Annotated in this window: 22 protein-coding genes; 14 read left to right on the forward strand and 8 right to left on the reverse strand. The window is 72.3% G+C overall.

From position 1 onward, the window contains the following. Positions 1-35: 35 nt before the first annotated feature. Positions 36-353, forward strand: coding sequence for an HPr family phosphocarrier protein (locus MMSR116_RS21215; protein ID WP_010687315.1), 318 nt, complete (start codon positions 36-38; stop codon positions 351-353). An 8-nt stretch (positions 354-361) separates the two neighbouring features. Here MMSR116_RS21215 and MMSR116_RS21220 read toward each other — a convergent pair whose 3' ends face one another. The 4 genes from MMSR116_RS21220 to MMSR116_RS21235 all read right to left on the reverse strand — a co-directional run bounded on the left by MMSR116_RS21220 (position 362) and on the right by MMSR116_RS21235 (position 4,725). Beyond that, a complete protein-coding gene (locus tag MMSR116_RS21220) occupies positions 362-1,075 on the reverse strand; it encodes an endonuclease III domain-containing protein (protein ID WP_010687314.1) in 714 nt (237 codons plus the stop codon). Between the two features lie 62 nt (positions 1,076-1,137). Next, entirely contained in the window at positions 1,138-1,836 is a 699-nt protein-coding gene (locus tag MMSR116_RS21225) for a GNAT family N-acetyltransferase (protein WP_244625696.1), read from the reverse strand. Between the two features lie 214 nt (positions 1,837-2,050). After that, on the reverse strand, positions 2,051-3,145 hold the full coding sequence (locus tag MMSR116_RS21230; protein WP_010687312.1) for a CobW family GTP-binding protein: 1,095 nt from the start codon (positions 3,143-3,145) through the stop codon (positions 2,051-2,053). A 62-nt stretch (positions 3,146-3,207) separates the two neighbouring features. Then, entirely contained in the window at positions 3,208-4,725 is a 1,518-nt protein-coding gene (locus tag MMSR116_RS21235) for a D-alanyl-D-alanine carboxypeptidase family protein (RefSeq protein WP_010687311.1), read from the reverse strand. A 256-nt stretch (positions 4,726-4,981) separates the two neighbouring features. Here MMSR116_RS21235 and queE point away from each other — a divergent pair, with 256 nt between their 5' ends. The 5 genes from queE (at position 4,982) to MMSR116_RS21260 (ending at position 12,640) form a co-directional block, all read left to right on the forward strand. Further along, complete coding sequence (gene queE / locus MMSR116_RS21240) at positions 4,982-5,614, forward strand: 7-carboxy-7-deazaguanine synthase (protein ID WP_010687310.1); 633 nt, start codon at positions 4,982-4,984, stop codon at positions 5,612-5,614. Positions 5,615-5,717: 103 nt separating this feature from the next. Further along, entirely contained in the window at positions 5,718-7,106 is a 1,389-nt protein-coding gene (locus MMSR116_RS21245; RefSeq protein ID WP_010687309.1) for a hypothetical protein, read from the forward strand. Continuing rightward, positions 7,103-8,629, forward strand: a complete 1,527-nt coding sequence (locus tag MMSR116_RS21250; RefSeq protein ID WP_244625502.1) for a hypothetical protein — start codon at positions 7,103-7,105, stop codon at positions 8,627-8,629. The genes MMSR116_RS21245 and MMSR116_RS21250 overlap by 4 nt, the downstream gene beginning before the upstream one ends. A 110-nt stretch (positions 8,630-8,739) precedes the next feature. After that, positions 8,740-9,102, forward strand: a complete 363-nt coding sequence (locus MMSR116_RS21255; protein ID WP_010687307.1) for a hypothetical protein — start codon at positions 8,740-8,742, stop codon at positions 9,100-9,102. A gap of 4 nt (positions 9,103-9,106) precedes the next feature. After that, a complete protein-coding gene (locus MMSR116_RS21260) occupies positions 9,107-12,640 on the forward strand; it encodes a tubulin-like doman-containing protein (RefSeq protein ID WP_010687306.1) in 3,534 nt (1,177 codons plus the stop codon). 74 nt (positions 12,641-12,714) lie between these two features. Here the strand turns inward: MMSR116_RS21260 and MMSR116_RS21265 are convergent, their stop codons facing one another. Then, complete coding sequence (locus MMSR116_RS21265; RefSeq protein ID WP_010687305.1) at positions 12,715-13,626, reverse strand: DUF6925 family protein; 912 nt, start codon at positions 13,624-13,626, stop codon at positions 12,715-12,717. A gap of 173 nt (positions 13,627-13,799) precedes the next feature. Here MMSR116_RS21265 and rfbC point away from each other — a divergent pair, with 173 nt between their 5' ends. The 4 genes from rfbC (at position 13,800) to rfbA (ending at position 17,292) form a co-directional block, all read left to right on the forward strand. Beyond that, the gene (gene rfbC, locus MMSR116_RS21270; protein WP_010687304.1) at positions 13,800-14,351 is read left to right on the forward strand and encodes a dTDP-4-dehydrorhamnose 3,5-epimerase; all 552 of its coding nucleotides are present in this window, start codon (positions 13,800-13,802) and stop codon (positions 14,349-14,351) included. 90 nt (positions 14,352-14,441) lie between these two features. Beyond that, positions 14,442-15,491: a dTDP-glucose 4,6-dehydratase gene (rfbB, locus tag MMSR116_RS21275; protein ID WP_010687303.1), complete on the forward strand. Its 1,050-nt coding sequence runs from the start codon at positions 14,442-14,444 to the stop codon at positions 15,489-15,491. After that, positions 15,491-16,396, forward strand: a complete 906-nt coding sequence (rfbD, locus tag MMSR116_RS21280; RefSeq protein WP_010687302.1) for a dTDP-4-dehydrorhamnose reductase — start codon at positions 15,491-15,493, stop codon at positions 16,394-16,396. The genes rfbB and rfbD overlap by 1 nt, the downstream gene beginning before the upstream one ends. After that, the gene (gene rfbA / locus MMSR116_RS21285) at positions 16,393-17,292 is read left to right on the forward strand and encodes a glucose-1-phosphate thymidylyltransferase RfbA (protein ID WP_010687301.1); all 900 of its coding nucleotides are present in this window, start codon (positions 16,393-16,395) and stop codon (positions 17,290-17,292) included. Before rfbD ends, rfbA begins: the two co-directional genes overlap by 4 nt. Before the next feature lie 43 nt (positions 17,293-17,335). Here rfbA and MMSR116_RS21290 read toward each other — a convergent pair whose 3' ends face one another. After that, entirely contained in the window at positions 17,336-17,602 is a 267-nt protein-coding gene (locus MMSR116_RS21290; protein ID WP_010687300.1) for a hypothetical protein, read from the reverse strand. A gap of 169 nt (positions 17,603-17,771) precedes the next feature. Here MMSR116_RS21290 and MMSR116_RS21295 point away from each other — a divergent pair, with 169 nt between their 5' ends. From MMSR116_RS21295 to MMSR116_RS21310, 4 genes are read left to right on the forward strand one after another with little or no spacing between them, the layout of a single operon-like run. Continuing rightward, positions 17,772-18,869, forward strand: a complete 1,098-nt coding sequence (locus MMSR116_RS21295; RefSeq protein ID WP_010687299.1) for an OpgC family protein — start codon at positions 17,772-17,774, stop codon at positions 18,867-18,869. Continuing rightward, complete coding sequence (locus tag MMSR116_RS21300; protein ID WP_039894848.1) at positions 18,830-19,729, forward strand: SGNH/GDSL hydrolase family protein; 900 nt, start codon at positions 18,830-18,832, stop codon at positions 19,727-19,729. Before MMSR116_RS21295 ends, MMSR116_RS21300 begins: the two co-directional genes overlap by 40 nt. A gap of 56 nt (positions 19,730-19,785) precedes the next feature. Further along, positions 19,786-21,126 carry a lipopolysaccharide biosynthesis protein gene (locus MMSR116_RS21305; protein ID WP_010687297.1) on the forward strand — a complete coding sequence of 447 codons (1,341 nt, stop codon included), beginning with the start codon at positions 19,786-19,788 and terminating at the stop codon, positions 21,124-21,126. Continuing rightward, positions 21,123-22,262 carry a GNAT family N-acetyltransferase gene (locus MMSR116_RS21310; protein WP_010687296.1) on the forward strand — a complete coding sequence of 380 codons (1,140 nt, stop codon included), beginning with the start codon at positions 21,123-21,125 and terminating at the stop codon, positions 22,260-22,262. Before MMSR116_RS21305 ends, MMSR116_RS21310 begins: the two co-directional genes overlap by 4 nt. Before the next feature lie 290 nt (positions 22,263-22,552). Here the strand turns inward: MMSR116_RS21310 and MMSR116_RS21315 are convergent, their stop codons facing one another. After that, a complete protein-coding gene (locus MMSR116_RS21315; protein ID WP_244625503.1) occupies positions 22,553-22,813 on the reverse strand; it encodes a hypothetical protein in 261 nt (86 codons plus the stop codon). Between the two features lie 110 nt (positions 22,814-22,923). Then, complete coding sequence (locus MMSR116_RS21320) at positions 22,924-25,644, reverse strand: sensor histidine kinase (RefSeq protein WP_010687294.1); 2,721 nt, start codon at positions 25,642-25,644, stop codon at positions 22,924-22,926. Positions 25,645-25,811: the final 167 nt, after the last annotated feature.

Consider the following 25,811-nt stretch of genomic DNA (forward strand, 5'->3'; position numbering starts at 1 on the left):
CCCGCTCTGCGCCAACCACGAAAACACGCCGCCCAATGGACGACCTTTTCGAGACGGACGACGATCCTCCGGTGCCGGAGGGCGGGCTGCTCCGCATGCTGCCGATCATCAACCGGCGCGGTCTGCACGCACGGGCCTCCGCGAAGTTCGTCCAGACGGTAGAACGCTACCACGCCGCGGTGGCGGTGACGCGCGCGGGCGAGACGGTGGGAGGGCGCTCGATCATGGGGCTGCTGACGCTCGGCGCCGCCATGGGCACCCGCATCGCCGTCACCGCCGTTGGCGAGGATGCCGGAGAATGCCTCGACGCGATCGAGGCACTGCTCGCCAACCGCTTCGGCGAGGACGAATAGCGCGCCGCCTAGGTCACTTTTCCGGGCCACGAGCAGAGGTCGGAGACGAGGCAGCGCGAGCAGGCTGGCTTCCGAGCGATACAGGTGTCGCGGCCATGCCGGAACAGCCAGACATGCGCGCCGTCCTTGAAGCGGTCGGGCACAAGCCGCGCGAGACCATCGGCGACGCTGTCGACGGTGGCGCCCGGTGCCAGCGGGATCCGGTTCGAGACCCGGAACACGTGGGTATCGACGGCGATGACGGGCTCGTGGAAGGCGAAGTTCGCCGTGACCTCGGCGCTCTTGCGGCCGATTCCCGGAAGGCGGCGCATCTCCGCGGCGCTGCGCGGGACAGCGCCGCCGAACTCGGAGAGCAGCGCCGCCGACAGTTTGACGATGTTACGGGCCTTCGACGGCCCGAGCCCGACCGGCCGGATGATCTCGGTGATCCGCGCCTCGCCCAAGTCCAGCATCCCGGCCGGATCCTCCACGGCACCGAACAGGGCATCGGCGATGCGGGAAACCGTCGGCCCAGTCGACTGCGCCGAGAGCAGCACGGTCACGAGGAGCCGGTAAGGATCCGTCCGGTCGAACCCGGCCTTCGGGTCCGGGTCCGCCTCGGCCAGCCGCGCGAGCACGGCCCCGACATGCGCCGACTCACCCGTCCCGGGTGACCGGGGTGTCTTGTCCGCCGTGGTCCGACGCTGAGCGGGGCGGAGGCCGTGGAGGGTGTCGCGCGCCATGAGCGCCAGCTAGAGCTTGGACGGATCGGCGACAGACGCCGTGCGCGCGGCGGATTGACCGCTCAGGCCCGAGCGCGCAGCCAGGGCACGGAGGCCCTGCCGACGCCGAGACGGAGCGTTCCAGAGACGATTTCGCCGGCCCGGCGCAGGAACGCGACGCGAAGCGCACTTCTGCGGCCGAACAGGCGGCTGACTGCGCGGACCAGGGATGCCTCGGACGGGTCGGCAATGATCGGCCGGTGAGCAGTCCGGGCCTCGAGTGTCAGGAAGGTCTCGAAGGCGTCGCGCACGGCCTCCGGCTCGGTCACCGTGAGCATCTCGGCGGCGGGCGCCTTCCATCCGTGCGGCCGGGTTCCCACGAAGGCCCCGGTTGGGATCGAGCGCGGCCGCGCGGAGCGATCGACCGCTACGCGGGGTCGGAAAGGCGCCGCGGCCCGCAGGGGCTCGACGGCTCCCACGAGGCGGATGGGCCGCCGCAGCCCGGCGAGCCGTGCCTTCAGCGCGCGGTCGACGGCCAGAGCGGTCGTATCCTCGACCAGTGCCGTGGTTGTGGCTTCGGCGGGCTGCCGGGGATCGGCGCGCCCGCCCCAGGCGAGAGCGATGGCGACCCGGCGTCCGGCGGGTTGGTGGTGGGCCAGCGGCATCAGGTGATCGGGATCGCGGAGTGAATCACCCACGGCATTCCGGACCAGCATGGCCCGCCAGGCCGGCACCGCTTCTTCGTCCACAGCGCTGGGCGCGCGCAAGTTGGCGCGCCACATCTTGGACACGCTGGCCGCTTCCGATCTCGATGGCGCGGCGACGGGACCGGGTGCCGCGGCCGGCATCCCGGACAGGCCGCCCTGTATCACGGTGAAGCGTCGCACCATCGCGTGTCTTGCCTCTCGACGATCCGTCCCGTTTCAGGACGATCCGGCGCGCCCGGGGCGCGGTTCGGAAAGAGAGTTTCAAGGATGATGCCGCCCGGTCTCCTACTCAGAAGCCCGGGATCGCGAGGGGATTGTCGGTGAGCGCGGCCGCGTCCGGCGCATCGACGCGCGGGCGCCCCAGGAAGGCGTCCCACAGTTTGCGCACGAAGGCCGGGTCGTGATCCCGCAGGATCAGCACGAGCCGGGACGTGTGGTCGGGATCGGGCCAGGCGGGCAGGGTGAGCGGCGCGTGGAACACGTGCTGAACGCCGTGAACGACGATCGGGCGCCCTGGATCGTCGGCGAGCGCCACGATGCCCTTGAGCCGCAGCAGCTTCGGCCCGTGGCCGGACCGCAGCAGGTCCATGAACATCTCGAACGACGGGCGGGGCACGGGGGTCTCGCTCGTCAGGCAGACCGCCTCGATCGACGCGTCGTGCCGGTTCACGTCGGCGCCATGGCGGTGGTCGTGCGCCAGGGCCGCGTCGCCGAGCCATGCGCGGACATCGGCGCCCTTGCCGTCGAGGCCGAAGAGGCCGCCGAGCAGGGTCTCTGCGGTGGCATCCGGGAGGACGATCGGGGCCGCCGGATTGAGGGCGGTGAGCCGCGCGCGTAGTCCCGATGTGTCGCCCGCCAGATCGGTCTTGGTCAGCACGATCCGGTCGGCGACCGCGGCCTGGCGCAGGGCCTCCGGGTGCGCGTCGAGGGTGTCGGCGCCCGTGACGGCGTCCACCACCGTCACCACCGCCTGGAGGCGGAACCGCAGCACGAGGTAGGGATGGTAGATCAGGGCGTGCAGGATCGGCGCCGGGTCAGCGAGGCCCGTGGTCTCGATCACCACGCGGCGGAACGGCCGGATCCGGCCGTTGTCGCGCTTGCGCAGCAGGTCCTCGAGGGTGGCGATGAGGTCACCCCGCACCGTGCAGCACAGGCAGCCGGCGCCGAGCAGGATCATGTCCTCGTCGACGGTCTCGATGAGCAGGTGGTCGAGGCCGATCGCGCCGAACTCGTTGACGATCACCACCGTGTCGGAGAGCGCCGGGTCCCGCAGCAGCCGGTTCAGCAGCGTGGTCTTGCCGGCGCCGAGGAAGCCGGTGAGCACCGTGAGCGGGATCGGCTCCGGGCGGCGGGGATCCGGGGCGGGCGCGGTGGTCTGTGACATGATCGCCGAGGTGGGGTCCGCGGGCGTCCGCGGCAACGGGCCGGGACGCCCGAACGGCGGACCTACTCGCCGGCCGCCGCCTTCTTGGCCGCGGGCTTCTTGGCCGCCGACTTCGCCGCCGTGCCGGCCGGGGCCGGCTTATGGGCCGCGGCCTTCGGGGCCGGCTTCGTCAGGCCCTTGCCGGGCTTGGCTTCCGGCATCGACGGGCTCTCGACGGCCGTGTAGGCGCTCGCCGTCCGGGGCAGCGGATGGCTGGGTTTGGCGGCAACCTTCGGGGCCGGCTTCGCGGCGGTCTTGGTGGCGGCCTCGGTGGCGGCCGCGTCCCTGGCGGCCTGCGCGCGCGCCTCGCGAGCCTGCTTGGCCGCCTCGACCGCCGCCAAGCGCTTGGCCTTGGCGGCTTCGAGCTTCGCGGCCCGGGTGTTGGCGGCCGCAGCCTTCTGCTCGGCCTCCTGGGCGTCGAGGATCTGCTGGCCCTCGGCCGGGTTGCGGCCGACCCAGACGGCGATCGGCTGGAGCGGGGCCCGCGGCGGCAGGCTGCGGGCGCGCAGGGCCGGGTTCGAGAAGGCGGCGAGCGCCAGCGCGGGCGAGTTCGCCGCCGCGCCGCCGACCAGCTGCGCCGCCGAACCGGGCGCGCTCAGGGCGCCGGGCCCGTCCTCGATCGCCGGAGGCTTCTTGCCGCCGCACACGAAGGGCCGCATGTCCGGGGGCTGGGGCAGGGCGGAGGCCGGCAAGGCGTCGAGGGTCGGGTTCGTCCAGCCGGCGCCCTGGGCGAAGGCGTAGTCGAACAGGTCGGCGGCCTTCACGTCGCGCTCGCGCGGGCTCGGCTGGCCCATGACGATGGTGACGATGCGGCGGCCGTTGCGGGTCGCGGTCGCCACCACGTTGAAGCCGCCGGAGCAGATGAAGCCGGTCTTCATCCCGTCGGTGCCGGGATAGCGCCCGAGCAGGCCGTTGTGGTTCGGCATGACGGCGCGGCCGAACTGGATGGCCGAGATCGAGAACAGGTCGTGCGAATCCGGGAAGTCGCGGATCAGCGCCCGGGCGAGCACCGCCATGTCCCGGGCGGAGGTCCATTGACGCGGATCGGGCAGGCCGTTGGGGTTGTACCAATGGCTGTCGCGCATGCCGATCCGCACCGCGGTCTCGTTCATCAGGGCGGCGAAGGTGTCGATCGAGCCGCCGAGATTCTCGCCGATCGCGTAGGCGATGTCGTTCGCCGACTTCACCATGATGATCTTGAGGGCGTTGTCGAGGGTCAGCTGCGTCCCCGGCTTGAAACCCATCTTCGAGGGCGGCTCCGCGGCGGCGGCGGCCGAGATGGTGATCATCGAATCCAGCGAGACCTTGCCCTGCCGCACCAAGTCGAGGGCGACGTAGGTCGTCATGAGCTTGGTGATCGAGGCCGGGAACCACGGGTCCGTGGGCGCCTGCGAGTAGATCACCTTCCCAGAATCCACGTCGGCCACGAGGATCGGCACCGTGACGGCCTGCGCCGCGACCAGACCGACCAGGGTGGTTCCGAACAGACCCGTCAGCGCCGCAAGCCCGACGGTGAGGCGCCGGTAGAGAGAAGAGGACATTCGAGCCCGACTCGTCAGAGGATCGCCAGGGCCGGCACCGCGAGGCGCCGGTCGTCCGGCCCAATGGCCGGCATGAGGCACAACCCGGGCGGCCGGGTTCGGTCGCCGAGCAGTATCACGGCATGAACGAGTCTACCGTGGCAAGAGCAAGGCGAGACCCCAGGGCGGGTCTGCGCGGCACGGTTGCCGGTGGTGCACAGACGGCCCACAGCTTATGTGCAGGCCGGGCGTCGCGACGACGGTGACTGGGACGACAGTGGCTTACGCGGTCAAGGAGATCTTCCATACCCTGCAGGGCGAGGGTGCCCAGGCTGGACGCGCGGCCGTGTTCTGCCGCTTCGCCGGGTGCAACCTCTGGTCCGGGCGCGAGGCGGATCGCGCCGCGGCCGCCTGCCGGTTCTGCGACACGGACTTCGTGGGCATGGACGGGGAGGGCGGCGGACGCTTCGCCGACGCGGCGGCCCTCGCCGACGCCATCGCGGCGGCCTGGGCGGGGGGGCCGAACAACCGCTACGTGGTGTTCACGGGCGGCGAGCCGCTCCTGCAACTCGACACGCCGCTGATCGCGGCCGTGCACGCGCAAGGCTTCGAGATCGCCATCGAGACCAACGGCACGTTGCCGGCGCCCCCCGGCATCGACTGGATCTGCGTGAGCCCGAAGGGGCGCAATGCGCTGGCGCAGATCACCGGCGACGAGTTGAAGCTGGTCTATCCGCAGGCGGATGCGGACCCGAGCGCGTTCGTTGGCCTCGACTTCCGCCACCGCTTCCTCCAGCCCATGGACGGGCCGGACCAGGGCGCCAGTACGCAGGCGGCGATCGCCTATTGCCGGCGCGATGCGCGCTGGCGCCTGTCGCTGCAGACCCACAAGATGATCGGCATACCCTGACAGGATGTCCGAAAGATGGGAGTCGACAACCTGTCGCCGGCCTTCCCAACTTTCGTGAAATCATCCACGCTGCCTCAGGCATTTCTGCCTCGGGCCTGCGCCGTTGAACTTCACCGAGTCTTTCGAGGTCAGATCGAACACCGTCGGATCGGGCAACCCCATCCGTCCCGGATCTGACGGGATCTGGCCGGTCGATCCGGACCCGCGCCTGACCAACCTCCGCGGCCAGCAGAGGTGGCACTTCGCGCAGGCCCAGCCTGTCGGGGTCGAGGTTGCGGGTCACAGGATCGGAGCCGAGGACGCCCGGATCGGTCTTCTCGGCATCCGCCGGGATGGCCACGCCCGTCCCTTCCCGGCGGCGTTCACGCACGCACCGGCAACTGGCGAAGGTCTCGGCGCCCTGGCGCCCACGCCGGATCCCGCTCAGCTCGATGTCGACCGCGATAGCGTCGTCGAGGTGCCGCTCCCGAGCGGGAGGCCGACGCTGCTCCGCGCCGGGCGGCCCACCGGGCTCTACCTGTTCCAGGACAATCTCGGCGCGCTGGAAGCCTGGACCGGCACCGCGTTCGACACGCTCGGACGCCTTCCGGCGAACCCGGCGGGGTCGGCCCTCGCCACCGGTCCTGGGGGTCTGGCCTACACGATCCCCGACGCGCTGATCTCCGTACCCCTGCCGCAGCTTGGCCCGCGCCTCGATCATGCCGTGGGGCGCGGACGAGGTCTGCGCTTCCTGTCGGCACCCTGCTGGCGCGGGGCCGACCTGCTCGCTTGGGCCGCGCGGGACGGACGGCTCATCCTGTGCCGGAGCCCGGCGGGTTCGGCGGCGCTCGACCTGTTCGATACCGGCCGGCCGGCCCCCGGCGGCACGCTCTCCGGCCCCTGGTTGAACCGCCTCGGCGACGCGGCCTGGACCGGCCCGGACGGCTCCGTCGCGTGCCGGGCCGGCGACGGCGCGGTCGATTTCATCCCCTGGCCGAAGGGCTTTGGCCCCATCCTCGCGCAGGCGCCGTGGCGCGATCGGGCCGACAGGCACCATCAGCTCGGCATGGCGGACGGCCGCTACCACGCCGCCGCGCTGTCCCCGGACGCCGTCCCGCGGCTCCTGGACGGCCCGCACCTCGCCGCTGGCACCGTCACCTACTCGGGGCATGCGTGCTTCGCGGTGCCGTGGCAGACGCAAACCGAGGCGCTCAACCTCGGCGTCCACGCGGGAAGCCTCCTCGTTCCGCTGCTGGCGATGCCGCGCGACACGATCCTGCTGGCCGTCACGCTGCCGGGTCCGCGCGGCGAATTCCTGCGGGGCGCGACGCTGAGTACTCCGGCAACCGGCCAAGTGCTCCACCACGCGCACGGGGCCGGCCTGCGCCGCCTGCCGGTCAGCTTGGAGGTCTCCGCCCTCGACGACGCGGGCGCGCTCCTGCACGACGGCGCCCTGTATCTCTGGAGCCGCTCGGGGAGCCGCTGCCACGCCCTGCGGCTGCGACCGGCGTGACGCGCTGGCGGGCGGCCTTTCTGGCGCTCCTCGTCCTCCCGGGTTGGAGTGCCCGCGGGGAGACGCCGGCACGCCACCTGTTCCTGATCCAGGATTCCGGGTGGATGGAACCGTTCCTGACCGCCGGGGACTCGCAGTTCCGCCCCTTCGTCGAGGCGCTGATCGCGGCGGCAGGCGCGCAGGCGGACACGGTGGTGATCGCGGCCTTCGATCAGGACGGTCAGGTCCCGGGCCGCACCTCGCCACGCATCCTGTATCAGGGTCGCTACAGTGCCGATCGCGCCCGGGCCGCGGTGGCGGCGATCGACCTGCCGCGCAAGGCGGGCGGCCGGGCCTATGCGGATGCCGACTTCAACGGCGCGCTCCTCGGCGGGATCCGGATCGGCCTGCAGGGCCGCGACGGCGTGATCTGGATGGTCACGAACAACAAGAATGCGCCGGGCAACAGCGCCGCGGTGGAGCGCAACACGGCAGCCTTCTACGCCAGCCTGCGCGCGTCGCGGGCCATCCCCCGGATCGTCGCCTATCCGGTGCGGATGCCGCTCACGGGCCGGACCTTCTCCGAGGCCGGCTTCGTCGTGTACGGCATCGGCTACGGGCCCGGCGGCGAACGGGCGCTGGAGGCGGCCCTGGGTGCCCCGGGGCTGCGGACGCTGTTCAGCCATCCGGCCGTGACGCTCAAGCCCGTCCCGGGCGGAGCCCTGGCCCTGAGCTTCGACCGCCTCGACAGCGGCGGCCTCGAAGCGGGCCTGGAGGACGGCGTCCTGGTGGTGCGGGGCGCCGACGCCGCGGGCGGGACGGTCCTGCGCTTCACAGCGCACCTGACCAACGGTCTTTATCCGCAGCGGGTCGCGACGGCCGCGCTCGCCCTCGACTGGAGCGAGGGACAGACGGGGACGGACATCGCGCGGGCGGCGGTCGAGCCGGCTTCCCTGGCCGATCTGGCGCCGCAGGCCCGGAGCGCGCCGCTGGGCGTGACCCTCTCCCTGCCGCCGATCCCGCGTCCGCCCGGGTTCGCCGGGCTGCTGACGAACCGCCGCGACGTGGACGGCACCCTGACGCTCCGGCTCTCCGACCTGCACCTCACCCTCGATCCCGACTTCCTGGAGCGCGTGCGGCCGATCTTCGCGAGCCGCCTCCTCGTCGCGGAACAACCCGTGGGGCCGGGCGCCGCGGATGCGGCGCAGGTCGGTCTGCCCGGCCTGTTCGGCGACTATCGCGGGGTGTCCGAGGCGACCGTCAGGCTGCCCGTCCGGATCGAGACCGCGTTCCCGCCCTGGCCGCTCGCCGCGGCCTCGGGCGGCACCCTCGCGCTGACCGCCGCCCTCGGCCTCGGCGCCGCCGCGTTCAGGCGCGCGCGCACCTGTACGGTGACGATCGGCGGCTTCGCGAAGCGCGTCAGTCTGCGGCCTTTCCGGCCCGCGGTGCTGCGCGCGCCCGACGGCAGCCGCTGGCGCGTGCGGGCGCGCCCGTGGGGGGCGCCCCGGGTGACCCGCATCGACGAGCCCGGGACCGGCGCATGATCGCCCCTCTCCACAGCCACCGCGTTCCCCTCGACGCGACCCGGGTTCAGGTGCCGGGCAGGCAGGATTTCACGATTCCGCCGCCGCGGGGCGAAACACCGAGGACGGACATGCCGCGGACGGACACGTTGGCCGCGGCTGGGACCCCCTTCGCCAAGCTGGAGCGCGCCGCGACCACGCCCGAGATGCTCCTCGGCGGCGGCGCCCTGCTGGCCTGCGCGGTGATCTTCCTGTTCGTCCGCCAGGGCGTCCGGATCCATCTGATCAATCGGAGGGCGACCCTCGACGCGGCGGACGGCGCGAGCTGGATGCTGTTCGCCGCCCTGATGCTCACCGCCCTCATCCTGGTGGGCGCCGCGGTCGGGCGGCTCTGGCAGGCCTGGGCGGGACTGACCGCCGGCCTGTCGCTCTGCGTGATCCTGTTCGCGATCGCCCTGGCGCTGTTCCTGCGCGCGCCCGAGCGCAGGCGCTGAGCCGATGGACGACCCGCGCGCGACCGCCACCGAGCCCCAGCTCAAGGTTCGCCCGACCGTCTTCGTGGCGCTCGGCGGCACGGGTATGGAGGTTCTGCTGCGCCTGCGCCGCCGAATCCTGCAGGCCGACTGGAACGGAACCCGGATCCAGGCCCTCGACCAGTTCCCCGCCGCCGCCTTCCTGTATCTCGACACCGACACCCTCGAGGCGCGCGAGACGCAGCGCGCCGCCGCCGCGGACCCGCTCTCGGCCAAGGTGGCGTTCCGCGAGGGCGAGACGCTGCAGAAGGCCGTCAGCCTCGCCCGGTACCAGGCCGAGCGGCGGAGCTACCCCCACATCGACGAATGGCTGCCCGACCGGGATCTCGCGCGCATCGACGCCTCCAAGGGCGCCGGCCAGATCCGCGCGATCGCGCGCCTGCTGTTCTTCGACGTGGCGCGCAGCTTCACGGGCCGCATCGCCGCCAAGGCCGCCGCCGTTCTCGCCAACATGTCGAACGCGGCGCAGCTGCGCGCGCTCGGCCTCGACACGGCCACGGAGCTGCGCGTCGTCGTGGTGGCGTCGGTCGCGGGCGGCACCGGGTCGGGGACGGTCATCGACGCCGGCTACGCGATCTCGTCCCTGGAGACGCCCCGGCGCCCCGACGCCGTCGACCTCTTCCTGGTCCTGCCCTCGGGCTTTGTCGGAGCCAACAGGGACCGGGTCTACGCCAACGGCGTCGCGACCCTCTCGGAACTCGAATACGTCATGCGCGGCCATCCCCGGCCGCCCTACGTCGAGCGCTGGGGCGATCACGAGGCCGTGGCGCCGGACGTCGAGCGGCCCTTCACCGACGTGTACCTGTTCGACAGCCGGAACCTCGCCGACCAGCACACGCATGCGGTGAGCGACCTCTACGACATGATGGCCGACGTCCTGTTCGAGGATTTCGGCAACTCCGCGTTCGCGGGCCGCAAGCGCTCCATCGGGGTCAACCAGACCCAGCACAAGATGCGCAAATGGGCGCCGCCGAGCCCGCTGCAGGCCGGCCGCACCGCCCTCTTCGCGCTGACCTACTCGGCGCTCGGCCAGGCGGTGCTCGCCACACGGGGCAGCCTGGAATTCGAGGCCGCGGCCGCCCAGGCGGGTCTCGACATGATCGGCGCCTTCTTCGGCCTCGCCCGGGGCCGGGCCGAGCGCCGGGTGCCCACCATCGAGGAGCGCGACCGCTTCGCCGCCGACCGCCTCGCCCTGCGCTTCGCGGCCTACGAGGTGTTTCCCAAGGTGCTCCGTCCGCCGCCGCCGGGGATCGCGGAGTTCGAGCTGGTCGACGCGCTCCTGCAGCGGGCCGACGGCTCCTCCATCCAGGAGGCGGTGGCGCTGGCGGCCGACGACGCGGTCGATGCGATCCGCACGGAGCTGGAAAATTTCCGCGACTGGGCTCCGAGCCTGCGCCGGGAAGCGGAGCGGCTGCGCGACGACATCCTCGGCCGCACCGGCTCCGGCACCCCCTACGGCCCCCGCGGCGCGGAAATCCGGGAGGTCCGGGCGAGGCTCGAGGCGGCCTGGCTCGCGGATGACGGCACGCTGGCCGCCGCGCTCTACCGGGTTCTGGACGATCAGGAGCGCGGCGGCCTGGACTATGCCCGCGCCCTGATCGAGGGGGTGAAGGATCTGATCGAGGGCGACAACGGGGCGCTGGCCCGTCTGGCGGCCGCCGCGGACACCTACGCGCGGCTCGCCGACGCGATGCTCGCCGAGCACTTCTCGGCCTCGCTCAGCCGGCTCGAGCAGGTCCGGCCGGCCCTGATCGTCTCGCACCGGCGCGACGCCGAGCGCTATCTGGAACAGGCCCGGGACGACCTGCGCGGCGCCTGCGTGCTCCGCATCCGGTCGCTGGCCGCCCGCGAGGCCGCCGCGCTGCTGCGCCGGGCTTCGGCGCGGCTCGGCTCCCGCATCGGTCGGGATCCGGAGACCGGCTCCGCCCGCCACGACGGCCTGCTCGGCCGTCTGAACCAGGGCCACGACGACGTCGTCCGGTTGATGCGCGCCCTGCGGCTCGACCTCGCCGAGATCCGCCACGCGATCGAGCGGCCCTCGGGCGGCACCTTCCTGGTCCTGCCGTCGGGCGACCTGCCGGATCTGGCTGTCCCGCCGGCGGACCGGCTCGCCTGGGCGCGGGAGGCGTTCCAGGCCTATGGCGGCTCCCGCGCCATCTTCGCGCTGCTGCGGGCGGATGAGAGCCGCGAGGCGTTGCTCGACGCGGTGCGCACCCTGGCCCGCCGCCGGCTCGCGCCCCACCGCGCCCGCATCCCCTCCGCCCTCGACGCCCTGCGCGCGTTGCCGACCGACCGGCAGCGCGAGATCCTCACGCTGATGCTGCTGCGCTGCATGCCCTGGATCCAGGGACGGTTCGACGCCTTCAGCCCGAGCGGGGACCAGTTCAAGACGATCCTGGCCATCGAGGGCGCGCAGGCCTTCCAGGCCGAGTTCGGCGCGATCCTCCGCGCGAGCTTGCCGCCGGTGCTCGGGGCCGGCGCGATCAGCATCCTCGACTCGGACCAGCCGGGGCGCATCGTCTGCTATTGCGAGCTGTCGGGCGTGCCCCTCGACGTGCTCGGCCCGCTCCGGCGCGAGTGGCGCAACGCCTATGCGCAGGAGCTCGACCGCCTGGACGCGATCCCGCTGCACAACCACAAGGACTATCTCCGCTTTCCCGATCCGGTCGCGCCCACCGCGGCGGAAGTCGAGGCGCTGCGCGAGACCCTGTCGCTGTTCCTGCGCGGAATCTGCCTGAACCTGCTGGTGCGCGCGCCCGAGACGGGTCTCTGGCGCTTCGAGTTCGAGCCGGGCGACTGGCGCAGCGTCGGCTCGGAGCGCACGCTCCGGCGCAAGGGGTTCGATGCGTCTCAGAAGGCCGCCATCGCGGCGCGGCTCGCCGCAGCGGAGGCGGAGCTGTCACCAGTCCAGACGCTCGCCCTGGCCGCTCTCTTCGCCTGGACGGGCAAGCGCGCCTACGCGCCCCGGCGGGAGACGATCCATTACGACGCCGAGGCGCGGGTCGGCGGGATCGGTCACGCGGTGGCGCAGGACTTGGCCCTGCGCTGGCGCCGCGCGGTTCCGGAGGCAGGCCGGCTCCCGGTTGATGCGGACGCGCTGCACGACATCCTTCTCGCCCGGATCGAGGACTGGACCCGCTCGATCCCGGGCAGCCTCGACGACGTTCCATCCGAGGATGCGAACCGCGATCCGGCCGACCCGCCCACCTTGCGGGCCTTGGACAAACGATCCGTCGATCCCGTCATGTTCGTCACGGAGACGCTGCTGGGCCTGGCCAGTCCCGCGACGCCCGAGCCTCCGCAGGCACCCGCCGCACAGGTCTACGTCTATCGCGACGCGCTCGAGGGGCCGTTCCCGATCACCGAACTCGTCGCCATGGCCCGGGCCGGGACCCTGCACGCGGACACGCAGATTTACCCGCTGGGCGGTGCCTGGATGCCGGCCGGCGCCCATCCGGACCTGGACTCGCTGCTCGCACCGGGACCGCCGGGCTCATGAGGGCCAACGCGCCCAAAGCGTGTGGCGGCCCCCGACCGATGCGGGCGCAGTTCCCCCATGCGCGAGCGGCGGCTTCACGGATCGCGGGCCGAGACCTGGGCGCGCGCCGCCCGCATGGCCAGGCGCGCGTAACGGCCGTCGACCGTCGCCGGATCGGGATCGACGCCGGCGAGCACCGCGCGTCGCAGGGCGACGAGCGCCGGGTCGCCCCACGCGTCGAGGATATGTCCGAAGGCCGCGTGACGGGCCGCATCGAACGGAACGGCACGGCCGGATCGGTCCCGGACCGGATGTGCGGGATGCAAAGCCCCGCACGGCACCCAGCCGCGCGGGATCGGCGCGGTCGCCGCGTGCGTCCGCCGGAGGGTCAGCAGGTCCGGCAGGATGTGGCTGCGCGGCCCGTGGGCGCTTCCGGTTTGGGACGCGCCCGGCGCGAAGACCTCGATCCGACCGAGGCGCGTGACGAAGATCCGATGCGCCGCCTCCGCGGCGCGCACAGGTCCGGCCGGATGGTCGGGGCCAAGGACCGGCCGGCCGAGCCCGGCCCGCAGGCGGTCGATCAGAGCCCGGTCCGAGACGCGCAGGCAGGCATCCGCCGCTTCGAGGCCGAGGCCCAGATCGAACAGTAGCGCCCCGCGATCCTGCGGTCGCGCCGCCGCATCGTCCGGACCCAGCTCCGTCAGCACGCCCCGCCCGCCCATGGCGCAGGCCGAGGCGGGCAGGCACAGCGCCACGGCCTGGCTCCAGCCGTCGGCGAAGCCCGTCTCGTAGGCGAAGGGCCTCAGGCCCGGCGGCACCGCCAGCACGATCGCGCCGCGGGCCGTGACGAGCCCGAAGGCGTCGCCGTCCAGCCGGTGAACCGGCTCCTCGGGATCCCGCGCGAAGGTGGCGGCAGCGCCGTACCCGCCGAGACTCCAGGTACAGGCCGGATCGGCGAGCTGCGCGCGCAGGAGAGCCTCGGCGCACCGCCTTGCTCCGTCCGTCATCGACGCCCCGCGAACACCCGTAGAGGAGCCCGCCTTGACACGGCCGGCGAATGACCGGAAGTCGCGGGTCGATCCACGAGGTCGGGTTCGGCGGGGCGGGCGCACGGCCCGGCATGACCGACGCGGACGCGTCCGCGGGGGCTCGCGACGGGATCTGCGGGAAGGGCGCTGGCATGGACGTCATCGAGACTGAGATCCCGGACGTGAAGCGCATCGTGCCGAAGCGCTTCGGCGACGCGCGGGGATGGTTCTCCGAGACGTTCCGCGTCGACGCCGTGGAGCGGGCCGGCATCAGGGCCACGTTCATCCAGGACAATCAGTCCTTCTCGGCCCCGCAGGGCACCGTCCGCGGGCTGCATTTCCAGATCGCACCGCAGGCCCAGGCCAAGCTGATCCGCGTCCTGCAGGGTGCGATCCTGGACGTCGCGGTCGATATCCGCAGCGGCTCGCCGACCTACGGCCGGTACGTGACCGCGACCCTCGACGCCGAGACGGGCGAGCAGCTCTACATCCCGCACGGCTTCGCCCACGGCTTCTGCACCCTCACGCCCGACGTCATGGTCGCCTACAAGGTCGACGCCTATTACAGCCCCGAGCACGACCGCGCGCTGTTCTGGAACGATCCCGACATCGGGATCCCGTGGCCGGTCTCCGGCGAGGCCGCGATCCTGTCCGACAAGGATCGGCGCGCGCCGCGCCTCGCTGACCTCGGTCAGGTCTTCTGATCCGGCGGTCCGGCCGCAATTTTTGTCACGCCGGCCAGTCTTACGCTGCCCGGCCATCCCATTTCAGACCGTCCGAAGAGGTACATCGCCATGCGCATCCTGGTGACCGGAGGCTGCGGCTTCATCGGCTCGGCGCTGGTGCTGCACCTCGTCCACGACCTCGGCCACGACGTCTGCACCCTCGACGCGCTGACCTACGCGGCCAACCCGGTGTCCCTGGCCTCGCTGCAGGACAACCCGCGCCATCGCCTCGTCGAGGCCGATATCTGCGACCGCGACGCCGTGCAGAAGGCCTACGCCGAGTTCCGGCCGCAGGCGGTGATGCATCTCGCCGCCGAGAGCCACGTCGACCGCTCGATCACCGATCCGGGCGCCTTCGTGCGCACCAACGTCATCGGCACGCAGACCATGCTGGACGGTGCCCGCGGCCATTTCGAATCCCTGCCGGAGGCGGACAAGACAGGCTTCCGGTTCCTCCACGTCTCCACCGACGAGGTCTACGGCTCGCTGCCGCCGGGCGGCTTCTTCACCGAGGACAGCCGCTACGATCCGCGCTCGCCCTACTCGGCCTCGAAGGCGGCCTCCGACCACCTCGCCCGCGCGTGGCACGAGACCTACGGCCTGCCGGTGCTGGTGACGAACTGCTCCAACAATTACGGGCCGCGCCACTTCCCCGAGAAGCTGATCCCGCTGATGATCCTGAACGCCCTGGAGGGGAAGAAGCTGCCGGTCTACGGCGACGGCCAGAACGAGCGCGACTGGATCCACGTGGAGGACCACGCCAAGGGTCTGGTCGCCGTGCTGGAGCGCGGGCGCGTGGGCCAGACCTACCTGCTCGGCGGTCGCGCGGTGCGCAACAACCTCGCAGTGGTGAAGGGTCTCTGCGCGGCGTTCGACCGGCTGCGCCCGCAGAATGCGCCGCACGAGCAGCTGATCAGCTTCGTGGCCGACCGTCCGGGCCATGACCGGCGCTACGCCATCGATTGCACCAAGGCCGAGGCCGAGCTCGGCTGGCGCCCGCAGAAGACCTTCGAGCAGGCGCTTGAGGAGACCGTGGCGTGGTACCTCGAGAACGAGGGCTGGTGGCGCCCGATCCGCGAGGGCCGGTACAAGGGCGAGCGGCTGGGGCTCAACGGCTGATGGACATCCTCGTCCTCGGCGGTGCCGGCCAGGTCGGCACCGAGCTGCAGGCGCTGGCCTGGCCAACGGGCGTCACCGTCCATGCACCGGGGCGCGGCGATCTCGACATCACCGACGCGGATGCGGTCGGAGCGGCGCTCGCCGCGCGCGACTACCGGGCGGTGATCAACACCGCCGCCTACACGGCGGTCGACAAGGCCGAATCCGATGTTGTCGCGGCATGGCGCCTCAACGCCCTGGCGCCCGCGATCCTGGCGGCCGCCACCGCGACGAAGGCGATCCCGCTGGTGCACGTCTCGACCGACTACGTCTTCGCCGGCACAAAGCCGTCCGGCGCCTACGCGCCCGACGAGTCGATTGACCCGCAGAGCGTCTACGGGGCCAGCAAGGCCGCGGGCGAGCTGGCGGTCCGCACCGGCAACCCGCGCCACGCCATCGTCCGGACGGCCTGGGTGGTGAGCCCGCACCGGGGCAACTTCGTCAAGACGATGCTGCGCCTCGCCGGCGAACGCGACGCGCTGACCGTCGTCGACGACCAGCACGGCTGTCCGACCTCCGCGGCCGACCTCGCCGCCGCCCTGGCGGTGATCGCGCAGCGCGTGGCCGCGGACGCCGCCGCCCCCACCGGGACGTTCCACTGCGTCAACGCGGGCGACACCACGTGGCGCGGCTTCGCCGAAGCGATCGTGGCGGGGTCCGCCCGCCGCGGCGGCCGCTCCGTCCCGGTCAAGGGCATCCCGACGTCCGCCTATCCGACGCCGGCCAAGCGGCCGGCCAATTCGCGCCTGTCCACCGACAGCCTGAAGGCCGCCTACGGCATCGCGCCGCGGCCCTGGCAGGCGGCGCTCGACGATATCCTGGACCGGCTCGTCGGGCCGGTCGCAGAGGGAGTTCCCACACGATGAAGGGCATCGTCCTGGCCGGCGGCTCCGGCACGCGTCTGCATCCGGCCACGCTGTCGATCAACAAGCAGCTCCTGCCGGTCTACGACAAGCCGATGATCTATTACCCGGTCTCGGTGCTGATGCTGGCCGGCATCCGCGAGATCCTGATCATCTCCTCGCCGGAGCACCTCGACAACTACAAGCGCCTGTTCGGCACCGGGGAGCAGTTCGGCCTGCGGTTCTCCTACGCGCTGCAGCCGCGGCCGGAGGGCCTCGCCCAGGCCTTCATCATCGGGCGCCCCTTCGTGGGCGACGACGACGTGGCGCTGATCCTCGGCGACAACCTGTTCTTCGGCGCCGGCATGGGCGAGTTGCTGGAACGCGCCGCGGCGCGCCGGCAGGGCGCCACGGTGTTCGCCTACCACGTCGACAACCCGCAGGCCTACGGCGTGGTCAACCTCGACAAGTCCGGCCGGCCGACCAAGATCGTCGAGAAGCCGCAGAACCCGGAATCGACCTGGGCGGTGACCGGACTGTACTTCTACGACAATCAGGTGCTCGACATCGCCGCCGACGTGAAGCCCTCGGCCCGGGGCGAGCTGGAGATCACCAGCGTCAACGAGGCCTACCTGCAGCGCGGGCAGCTTCACGTCGAGCGCATGTCCCGCGGCTACGCGTGGCTCGACACCGGGACCCACGACAGCCTGCTGGAGGCGAGCGAGTTCGTCCGCACCCTCCAGCATCGGCAGGGCCTGCAGGTGGCCTGCCTCGAGGAGATCGCCTACCTCCAGGGCTTCATCAGCCGCGACCAGCTGGTGGCCCGAGGCGAGATGTTCGCCAAGACCGCCTACGGCCAGAACCTGCTGCGGCTCTCCCGCGAGAGCGAGGACGACCTGCGCCTGCGCCGGGGCAAGTAGCCCGACGCTCCCGGCCGCGGCCGGAGCGGGCGGCCGTATAACGCTACTTCGGGCTGCAGCCGACGCAGATCCCGCGCATGATCTTGTCGTTCTCCGCCTCCCGCGGGGTGCGGTCGCGCCGGTCGTCCGGCGTGGCGTCGCCCGCGCCGCGGCTCGGCGGCATGACGCGGCCGACCGAGGAGGTGTTCGGCGCGGTCGCCGTGGAGGCGGGGCCGCCGCCGGTGCCGGTCTGAGACTGCGCGAGGGCGGCGCCGGCTGCCAAGATCGGCAGGAGGAGGGCGAGGCCGAGGGTGGGGAGCGGACGGGTCATCTGTCTGGAACTCCGGTGACGGGGCCTAACGCGGGTGTGACCATCCGGTTCGACCGGCCGCGCGATTCCCACCTTTGTTCGCCTTTGCAGAGCCGACGCGGCACCGTATCAGGAGCCGCGACCCTGCCGCCGACCCTCTGAAGCGTCGAAACTCGGAGCCGCCGCGACGATGCGGGACCCCAACGCGATCGACTTCTGGCGCGGCTTCGCCCTGATCACGATCTTCATCAACCATATCCCGGGCAACACCTTCGAGCGCTACACCTTCTCGCAGTACGGCATCTCGGACGCGGCCGAGCTGTTCGTGTTCCTGGCGGGGTGGTCGATCGGCATCGCCACGCGCGGACGCGACGGGCGCCCAGAGCCGCCCGGCCGCAGCGTGGTGCGGCTCCTGGCCCGCACGGTCGAGGTCTACCGGGCCCAGCTCACCGTGATGCTGCTGGCGCTGGCGCTCATCGCGGGCGCGGCGCTGCTGCTCGACAACCCCCTGATCCTCGAATGGCACAATGCCGGCGGCTTCTTCGCGGACCCGATCCAGTCCGTGTGCGGCATGGCGCTGCTGACCTACCAGCTCGGCTACTTCAACATCCTGCCGCTCTACGTGCTGCTGATCGGCGTCGCGCCGCTCTTCGTGCTGGTCGGGCGCTTCAGCCTGCTCGCGGCCCTGGGCCTGTCGGGGAGCATCTACCTCGCGAGCCTCGTGTTCGAGTGGAACGTGCCGTCCTGGCCGGGGGAGGGGGACTGGTTCTTCGACCCGCTCTGCTGGCAGGTGCTGCTGGTGCTGGGCTTCGTGCTCCAGGGCTGGAATCTGCGCTCCGACGCCCTGCGCCGCTGGTCGCGCAGGCTGTTTCCGGCCGGCATCGCCATCGTCGTCCTGGGGATCGTGCTCGCCGTGACGGAGATCCGGCCGGACCCGATGGTCGTCCCGGAGCCGCGCCTGCTGTTCACCTTCGAGAAGACCTATCTGACACCGGCGCGCCTTCTGCATTTTCTGGGGGTATTGTTAGCGTTTGCACCTGTTTACGCATTGCTGGCCCCCAGAATTGGCCGCATCGTCGGTTACCTGAGTCAGCTGGGCCGGAATTCCCTGGCTGTTTTCTCGATGGGCTCGATTCTGAGTCTGATCGGGCAGCTCGTGCGTTTCCAGACCGGCGGCGGCTTGCTGATTGATATGCTGGTCGCCGGCTCGGGCCTCGTCGGGCTCGGGTTTACCGCATGGTTCGTCGAATGGCGCACCCGCAGCAGGTCCTCGAGACCCCGCACGTGATCTCCGGGCGCCGGCCTGCGCCGCTGCGCGCCGCCGCGGCCCTGCGGCGGGTGCTCGCGGCCTCGATCGCCGTCGGCCTCGTCCTCCCCGCGGCCGCGGAGCAGGCCGCCGATCCCGCGGCGGCCGAGCCGGGCCTGTCGCAGGAATGCCGGGTCCCGGGCGCGCAGCTCTACACGGTGGCCAAGCTCGGCGCCGTCAAGGCCGCGCTCGCCGAGAACCGGCCGATCAAGCTGCTGGCGATCGGCGGCAGTGCGGCCCCGGGCGCCTCGGCCTCCTACCCCGCCAAGCTGGAGGCCGCGCTGGAACGCGCGCTTCCGAAGGTCGACGTGGTGATCGACCACCGCGGCTTGCCGGGCGAGATCGCCTCGGGCTCCGCGGAGCGCCTGCGCACCATGGTGGCCGAGGCGGAGCCCGATCTGGTCGTGTGGCAGGTCGGAACTCACGACGCCATCGCCCGCGTCGACGCCGAGGCCTTCGAGAGCGCCCTCAGCGAGGCGGTCGCCTGGATCCGCTCGCACGGGATCGACGTGGTTCTGGTCGACCCGATCTACACCGCCAGCATGGCGGCGGATGCGGATTACAACCGCATCGTCGATGCGGTCCGGGTCGTCGCCACCCGGCAGCAGGTGCCGCTGGTGCGTCGGTACGAGGCGCTCCACTACCTGTCGAGCCGCAGCGACCGGGGCGAGGGGCACATGCTCGGGCGACAGTTCCGGCTCAACGATCTCGGCCTGCGCTGCATGGCCGAGCACGTGGCCCTGACGATCGCCACCTCGCTGACGCGCACGGAGACGCCGCGGGAACCGACGGCCGATCCCGCCGCACCGCCCTTAACCGGGTCGCAACGCGCACCGGGTTAGATCCGACAACCAGAGGTCGGCGCTCCGCCGCCCGCAGGTCCGGCGCGGAGCGCGTAGTGTCAGCCACGGCCCTCCCGGCTCTCGCGCTCAGGCGCCTCAACGCCCTGCGCGGCGGGCCGCAGCGGGCCGCGCTCACGGTCTTCGCGATCCGCGTCGGCTCCGCGGGGTTCGCCTACGGCTCGCAGGTGCTGGCCGCGCGGCTGATGGGCTGGGACGCCTACGGGATCTTCGCCTCCGTCTGGGTCTGGACCGCGATGCTCGGCCATACTCTGACACTCGGCCTGTCTCAGGGCGCCTGCCGGTTCGTGCCGGGCAACCAAGCGCAGGGCGATTTCGACCTCGCCCGCGGCTACATCCGGGCCGGCGCGTTGATGACCGGCGGGGCGGCGCTGGCCGTCGCAGGCCTGGGCGCGGCGCTGCTCGCCCTGGAACCCGAGCTCTTCGCGCCGGCCTACCGGGCCCCGATCGCGGTCGCGATCTGCGTGATGCCGCTCTTCGCGCTGCAGGACTATCTCGAAGGCGTGGCCCGCAGCCAGAACTGGGTCGGGCTCGCCATCGCGCCGCCCTACCTCCTTCGCCAGACCCTGATGATGGCCTGCACGCTCGGCGCCGTGCTGCTCGGGGCGCCGCCGCGCGCCGAGGTCGCGATGGCCTGCATGCTGGCGGCGGCGGCGGCGGCGACGGCGCTGCAGGCCGCCCTGCTGGCCGCCCGCCTACGCCGGGAGCTGCCGCGGGGTCCGCACCGCTACCGCTGGCGGACCTGGCTCGGCACCAGCCTGCCGATCGCCGCGATCGATCTCGCCAATGCCGGCTTCACCTTCGTGGACGTGATCGTGCTCGGGGCCCTCGTGAGCCCGGCCGAGGTCGGGATCTACTTCGCGGCGACGCGGATCCAGCAATTCGTCGTGTTCGTGCACTTCGCCGTCAGCGCCGCGACGCTCCAGCGCTACAGCGCGGCCCAGGCGCAGGCCAACCGCTTCCTCCTCGCCGAACTGGTCCGGCGCCAGGGCCGGGTCACCGCCGCCGCGACCGTGGCTGTCGGGGGCGCCATCCTGGCCGCGAGCCCGCTGCTCCTGGCGATGTTCGGCTCCGGCCTCGGGGCAAGCGTGCCGATCTTGTGCATCCTGGTGGCCGGCAGCGTCGGGGCGAGCCTCTTCGGCCCCGGCGAGGATCTCCTGACCATGCTGGGGGGTGAGCGGCTCTGTGCCGGGATCACCGCGGGATCCCTCGTCGCCGCCGCGGGGCTGTGCGTGGCGCTGGTTCCGGCTTTCGGCACCCTCGGCGCCGCGGTCGCGGTCGCACTCGCGACGGTCGGCCGGGCCGCCCTCCTGGCCCGCGTGGCCGGGCGAATCCACGGGCTGCCGACGCCCGTCTGGTCCGCAGGAACAGCCCGATGAGCGCGATGCCGCTGGGGAGCCGGGACGAGATCCGGCCACTCGTCCGCGTCGGCGACGCGCCCGCGGCCGACACTTGGGACGCGCTGATCGCCGCCGGCGCTGCGCCGCATCCCCATTTCTCCCGGCACGTGATGGCGGCGCACCGCGCCTCCGGCCTCCTTCCGGATTCCATCCGGTACGTCACGGTCCGGCGCGGCGACCGTCTCACGGCGCTGCTGCCCTACAGGCTGTCCCACGACCTCACCGGCCTCGGCGGTCGGGTCGCGCGGCCCGTCCTGTCCCCGTTCATGACGGCCTCGGCGCCCCTGATCGCCGACGGGCCGGACCGCGCCGCCGACTGCGCCGCCCTCGTCGACGGGCTCGCGGCGGCCTCGGGGGGCCGGCCGTGGCGCTGGCCGCTCCTGCCGACGGAGGACGGCGCCGTCGCCGAGATGCTCGCGACGATGCGCGCGGGCGGTTGGGCGATCGGCACGGTGGCGGCGTTCGATCGCCCCGTGATGGACCGCCGCGCCGATCACGACGCCTTCCTGGCGGGGCATCCGAACCGGTCGCGGTTCAAGGACCTGCGCCGCCGCGCCCGCCGTCTGGCCGAGGCCGGCTCGGTCGCCCATGTGAGCGCCACCGGCGGCGCGGATCTCGCCCGCCTCGTCGCCGCGTTCCTCGATCTGGAGCGCGCCGGCTGGAAGGGCGCGGCCGGGACAGCCCTGGCCTGCCGGCCGGAGACCGTGGTGCTCGCCCATCACCTGTTCGCGGAGCCCGTAGGCCCGGTGGGCGTCCGGGCGGATGCCCTGACCCTCGACGGGCGGCCGATCGCCGTCAGCCTCGCCCTCGTCGCCGGGGGCACCGCGAGCCTCCTGAAGATCGCCTACGACGAGGATCTGCGCAGCCACGCTCCCGGCCTGCTCCTGGAGGCGGAGATCGTGCGGGCCTGCCACGAGACCGGCTTCGCCGGCCGGCTCGATTCGGCGACGCTGGAAGGATCTGCGCTGGAGAGCCTCTATCGGGACCGGACGCGGATCGCCGAGATCGTCGCCGTGCCGCCCGGTCGGCATGCGCTCACCCTGGAGCGCCGTCTCGGGCTCGCCCGCTTCGAGAGGCAGGCGCGCGCGGCCGCCAAGCAGGTGCTGCGGCGCTAGTACTGGGCCGGCTCGCGTTGCGCATGGTCCGCGACAGGACCCTGTGGCAGAGGCATCGGGCGATCCCACCCAGCGCCCTCATCCTGAGGTGACCGCGAAGCGGGCGTCGAAGGAGGCCTCCGCGGCGCTCCGGCGCCTCAGGATGAGGGAGTGAATTGGAGAGCCGGTCCGAGGCTTTCCGGCGGTGTGTCCCGTTTCGTGCGTGTTGCAGGCGAACACGGCTTCAAGCCTCTGTTGTGACGCGCTCTCTGGCGCCCAACCGGCATCCAGCTCGGCGCAGACCGCGCGCCTCAGCGGCCGCGGTACGGGCCGCGACCCTCGACCTGATCGTAGACCCCGCGGCCGGTGCGGGCGCGATAGGCCCGGCCGGCGATCTCGCCCGGGGTGGGCGGCGTTCCCGGCTGAGAGAAGCTCGTCTCCGGACGGTAGGCTGGCCCCCAGCCGATCTCCTCGTCGCCGGCGGGGTCCTTGCCGGGAAATCCGGTGACGTAGCCGGTGCTCTGCGCGAGGGCCGGGGCGGCGGCGAGCCCGAGGAGGGCCGCGCAGGTCAAGCGAACGGTTGTCCTGGAGCGCATCGGTCGTAATCTCCCAATCCGACCCGCGGAGCGGATCGTCTCCGGTGCAAACCCCGGATCGGGACGGCGGTTGTCGGGGCGTGCAGTCATGCCGCGGAGGCGCGAGCGCCATGGAAGACTGGAAAGCGGGCCTGCGGGCCGAGATGCGGGCTATCGCGATCGCCACCGGCGACGCGGCCGCGGCGCAGTTGCCGGACCTGCTGCGGCGTCTGCACCGGCATCAGGCGGGACTCGGCGGCAATCCGGTCGTCACGCTCTACCGGCGATGGCGTATCCGGTCCCTGGCCCGGGCCGTCGCGGAGGCGCGCTGGCACGCGGAACAGGGACGCGCAGCCCGTCTCGGCGGTCTCGAACCGCCTTCCTAGGCAGGTTTCCCGGGAGGAGCCGTCGGTCTTGCGAGGCAAACCTGCGCCACGCCAGAATCCTGAGCGGCGCCTGCGCTGCGCTCGCTGTACCGGGGGGTCCGCGTCACGCCGGGACCAAGCGCGCCGGGCGCCGGCGGCCCCCGGCGCGGCCGGAACAGGCCCGGCGGCGGTCTCGGATCCGGTCCGGTCCGCTGCCGGCAGGCGCACGAGCACGATGGTGCCGACCGATTGCTCCGAACGGATGCGCAGGGTTCCACCATGCAGCTCGACCATCGAGCGCGTGATGGCGAGGCCCAGGCCCGAGCCCTTGTGGCTGCGCGTCATCTGGGTCTCGACCTGGGTAAAGGGTCGGCCGAGCCGGGCCACGTCGCCGCGCGGGATCCCGATACCGTTATCCTCGACGAACAGGTGGGTGCTCGCCCCGGCGCGGCGCGCCCGCACCGCGACGCGTCCCCCGGCCGGCGTGAACTTCACGGCGTTCTCGACGAGGTTGACGAGGATCTGATGCATGGCGCCCGGGTCGGCCAGCAGGTCGAGCCCGGCCGCGACGTCCACGCTGACGGTGATCGCCTTCTGGTTGGCCTCTTCCACGACCGGCGCAAGCGCGTCGGAGATGGCGGACTCGGCGTCGATCGCTCGCGGGCTCAGGCGCACGCGGCGCGCCTCGAGCCGGGCCATGTCGAGGATGTCGTCGATCATGGAGAGGAGATGCGAGCCGCTCTCGCGGATGTCGCGGCAGTATTCGGTGTAGCGGGGCGTGCCGATCGGGCCGAGGACGGCGTTCTCCATCACGTCGGCGAAACCGATGATGGCGTTGAGCGGCGTGCGCAGCTCGTGGCTCATGTTGGCGAGGAACTCGGCCTTGGCCTGGTTCGCGGTCTCGGCCGCAGCCTTCTGGTCGAGGTAGCGCTCGGCGAGGTCGGCGAGCTGCTGCGTCTGCAATTCGAGGGTGCGGCGGGAGCGCTTGAGGTCCTTGACGGTCTCGATCAGCTCGCGCTCCGAAGCCTGGAGCTGCTCCTGGTTGCGCTTCAGGCTGGTGATATCGGTCCCCACCGACACGTAACCGCCGTCCTTGGTGCGCCGTTCGCTGATCTGGAGCCAGCGGCCGTCCGCGAGTTCGGCCTCGAAGGTCCGCGCCGTCATGCCGGCCAACGCCATTCCGGCCTCGGGCGATTCGCGCCGGACCTGCGGCAGCACCCCGCGGCCCATCACGTCGGCGTAGCTCCGGCCGGCTTGCGCATCCTCCGGGCTGAGGGCGTGCAGGTGGCGGAACTTCGAATTGCACAGCACCAGCCGGTTGCCGGTATCCCACAGGACGAAGGCCTCCGAGATCGCCTCAACGGCGTCGCGCAGGCGCATGTCGGCCGCCGCGTTGGTCTCTTCGAGGGCCCGCTGCTCGCTGATGTCGGAGGCGATGCCGACGAGGTGCCGGCCGCCCTCAGCGGAATCCGCCACGACCTCGGCCCGGGCCCGGAGCCAGACATAGGCGCCATCGGCCCCGCGCATCCGGAAGGCGTGATCGATGAAGGTCTGGTTCGCCGCGAGCCCCCGCGCGAGGCTGTAGAGATCCCCGTCGTCGGGATGAACGAGGCCGTTGACGTCACCGAAGGCGAGGTACTCGTGCTGCCGCTGGTAGCCGAGCAGGCTGTACATCGAGTCGGACCAGTAGATCCGGCCACGGGCGATGTCCCAGTCCCACAGGCCGCAGGCGCCGCGGCGCAGGGCCGTCTCCAGGCGGCCGCGGATCTGCTCGCGGGCCCGATCGGCGCGGGCGGCCTGCCGGGTCTGGAGCCCGTAGGCGAGGCCGACGCCGACGATGACGATGGCCGCGGCGGCGATCAGGACGATCTGGTCGCGGGTGCGGGCGCTCCAGCCGCGCAGCAGCGGTTCCACCGGTTGCAGCACCGCCACTTGGCCGGCTCCGTCGGGCAGGCTGTGCATGGCGGCCAGAACGGTCTCGCCGCCCGGCAGTTCGAGGGCCATGGCGCCGGCGCGCTCGCCGAGGCCGGACAGCGGCTCGCTGTCGCCGAGGACCTGGGCCAGCGTGGTCAGGTCGGCCGGCAGCGGCGGGTGGGCGGCGACGATGCGGGTGTCCGGCCGGACCAGGATGAGGCGCCGGCCCGGATGCCGCTCGCTTTCCGGCATCAGGGCGCGCAGGTCCGACGCGATGGTCCCGGCCGGCGTGACCGCACGGGCGGCCAGGCGGGCGAAGCCCTCGACCTCGGCGCGGGCTCCGGCGAGGATCTCGGCTCGCTGCCCCTGGATATGGAGAGCGGCGAGGCCGACCATACAGGCCAGGAACACCGCCAGGGTCCCCGGCACGGCGTAGCGCAGCCAGCGCTCGGCCTGGCCGAGCCGCGGATCGCGGGCCCGCATCGGCCAGGAGATGGCGAGAGTCGAGTCCGCACGCGCGGAGAAGGAAGCGGAACCCGCCTCCGGCATGGCCGAACCTCACCCGTGGGAACTTCGATCCGGTCGAGGCGCTGCGGCCCCCCGAATCTGATTGAATACAACCACCCCGCAGGGCGGTTTGTCCACGGATTTTTTACCATACGGGATTGACGCGCCACCGGTGTTGCATGCCGGCCGGAGAATCAATTTCTAGTGCA

Source organism: Methylobacterium mesophilicum SR1.6/6, assembly GCF_000364445.2.
Classification (GTDB): domain Bacteria; phylum Pseudomonadota; class Alphaproteobacteria; order Rhizobiales; family Beijerinckiaceae; genus Methylobacterium; species Methylobacterium mesophilicum_A.

Coding starts and splice junctions, on each gene's coding strand:
- rfbD (WP_010687302.1), top strand. CDS start 15,491: ATGGACATCCTCGTCCTCGGCGGTGCCGGCCAGGTCGGCACCGAGCTG.
- MMSR116_RS21310 (WP_010687296.1), top strand. CDS start 21,123: ATGAGCGCGATGCCGCTGGGGAGCCGGGACGAGATCCGGCCACTCGTC.
- MMSR116_RS21320 (WP_010687294.1), bottom strand. CDS start 25,644: ATGCCGGAGGCGGGTTCCGCTTCCTTCTCCGCGCGTGCGGACTCGACT.
- MMSR116_RS21300 (WP_039894848.1), top strand. CDS start 18,830: ATGGCGCACCCGCAGCAGGTCCTCGAGACCCCGCACGTGATCTCCGGG.
- MMSR116_RS21230 (WP_010687312.1), bottom strand. CDS start 3,145: ATGTCACAGACCACCGCGCCCGCCCCGGATCCCCGCCGCCCGGAGCCG.
- MMSR116_RS21290 (WP_010687300.1), bottom strand. CDS start 17,602: ATGACCCGTCCGCTCCCCACCCTCGGCCTCGCCCTCCTCCTGCCGATC.
- MMSR116_RS21215 (WP_010687315.1), top strand. CDS start 36: ATGGACGACCTTTTCGAGACGGACGACGATCCTCCGGTGCCGGAGGGC.
- MMSR116_RS21225 (WP_244625696.1), bottom strand. CDS start 1,836: ATGTGGCGCGCCAACTTGCGCGCGCCCAGCGCTGTGGACGAAGAAGCG.
- rfbA (WP_010687301.1), top strand. CDS start 16,393: ATGAAGGGCATCGTCCTGGCCGGCGGCTCCGGCACGCGTCTGCATCCG.
- rfbC (WP_010687304.1), top strand. CDS start 13,800: ATGGACGTCATCGAGACTGAGATCCCGGACGTGAAGCGCATCGTGCCG.
- MMSR116_RS21235 (WP_010687311.1), bottom strand. CDS start 4,725: ATGTCCTCTTCTCTCTACCGGCGCCTCACCGTCGGGCTTGCGGCGCTG.
- MMSR116_RS21265 (WP_010687305.1), bottom strand. CDS start 13,626: ATGACGGACGGAGCAAGGCGGTGCGCCGAGGCTCTCCTGCGCGCGCAG.
- MMSR116_RS21260 (WP_010687306.1), top strand. CDS start 9,107: ATGGACGACCCGCGCGCGACCGCCACCGAGCCCCAGCTCAAGGTTCGC.
- MMSR116_RS21255 (WP_010687307.1), top strand. CDS start 8,740: ATGCCGCGGACGGACACGTTGGCCGCGGCTGGGACCCCCTTCGCCAAG.
- MMSR116_RS21295 (WP_010687299.1), top strand. CDS start 17,772: ATGCGGGACCCCAACGCGATCGACTTCTGGCGCGGCTTCGCCCTGATC.
- MMSR116_RS21220 (WP_010687314.1), bottom strand. CDS start 1,075: ATGGCGCGCGACACCCTCCACGGCCTCCGCCCCGCTCAGCGTCGGACC.
- rfbB (WP_010687303.1), top strand. CDS start 14,442: ATGCGCATCCTGGTGACCGGAGGCTGCGGCTTCATCGGCTCGGCGCTG.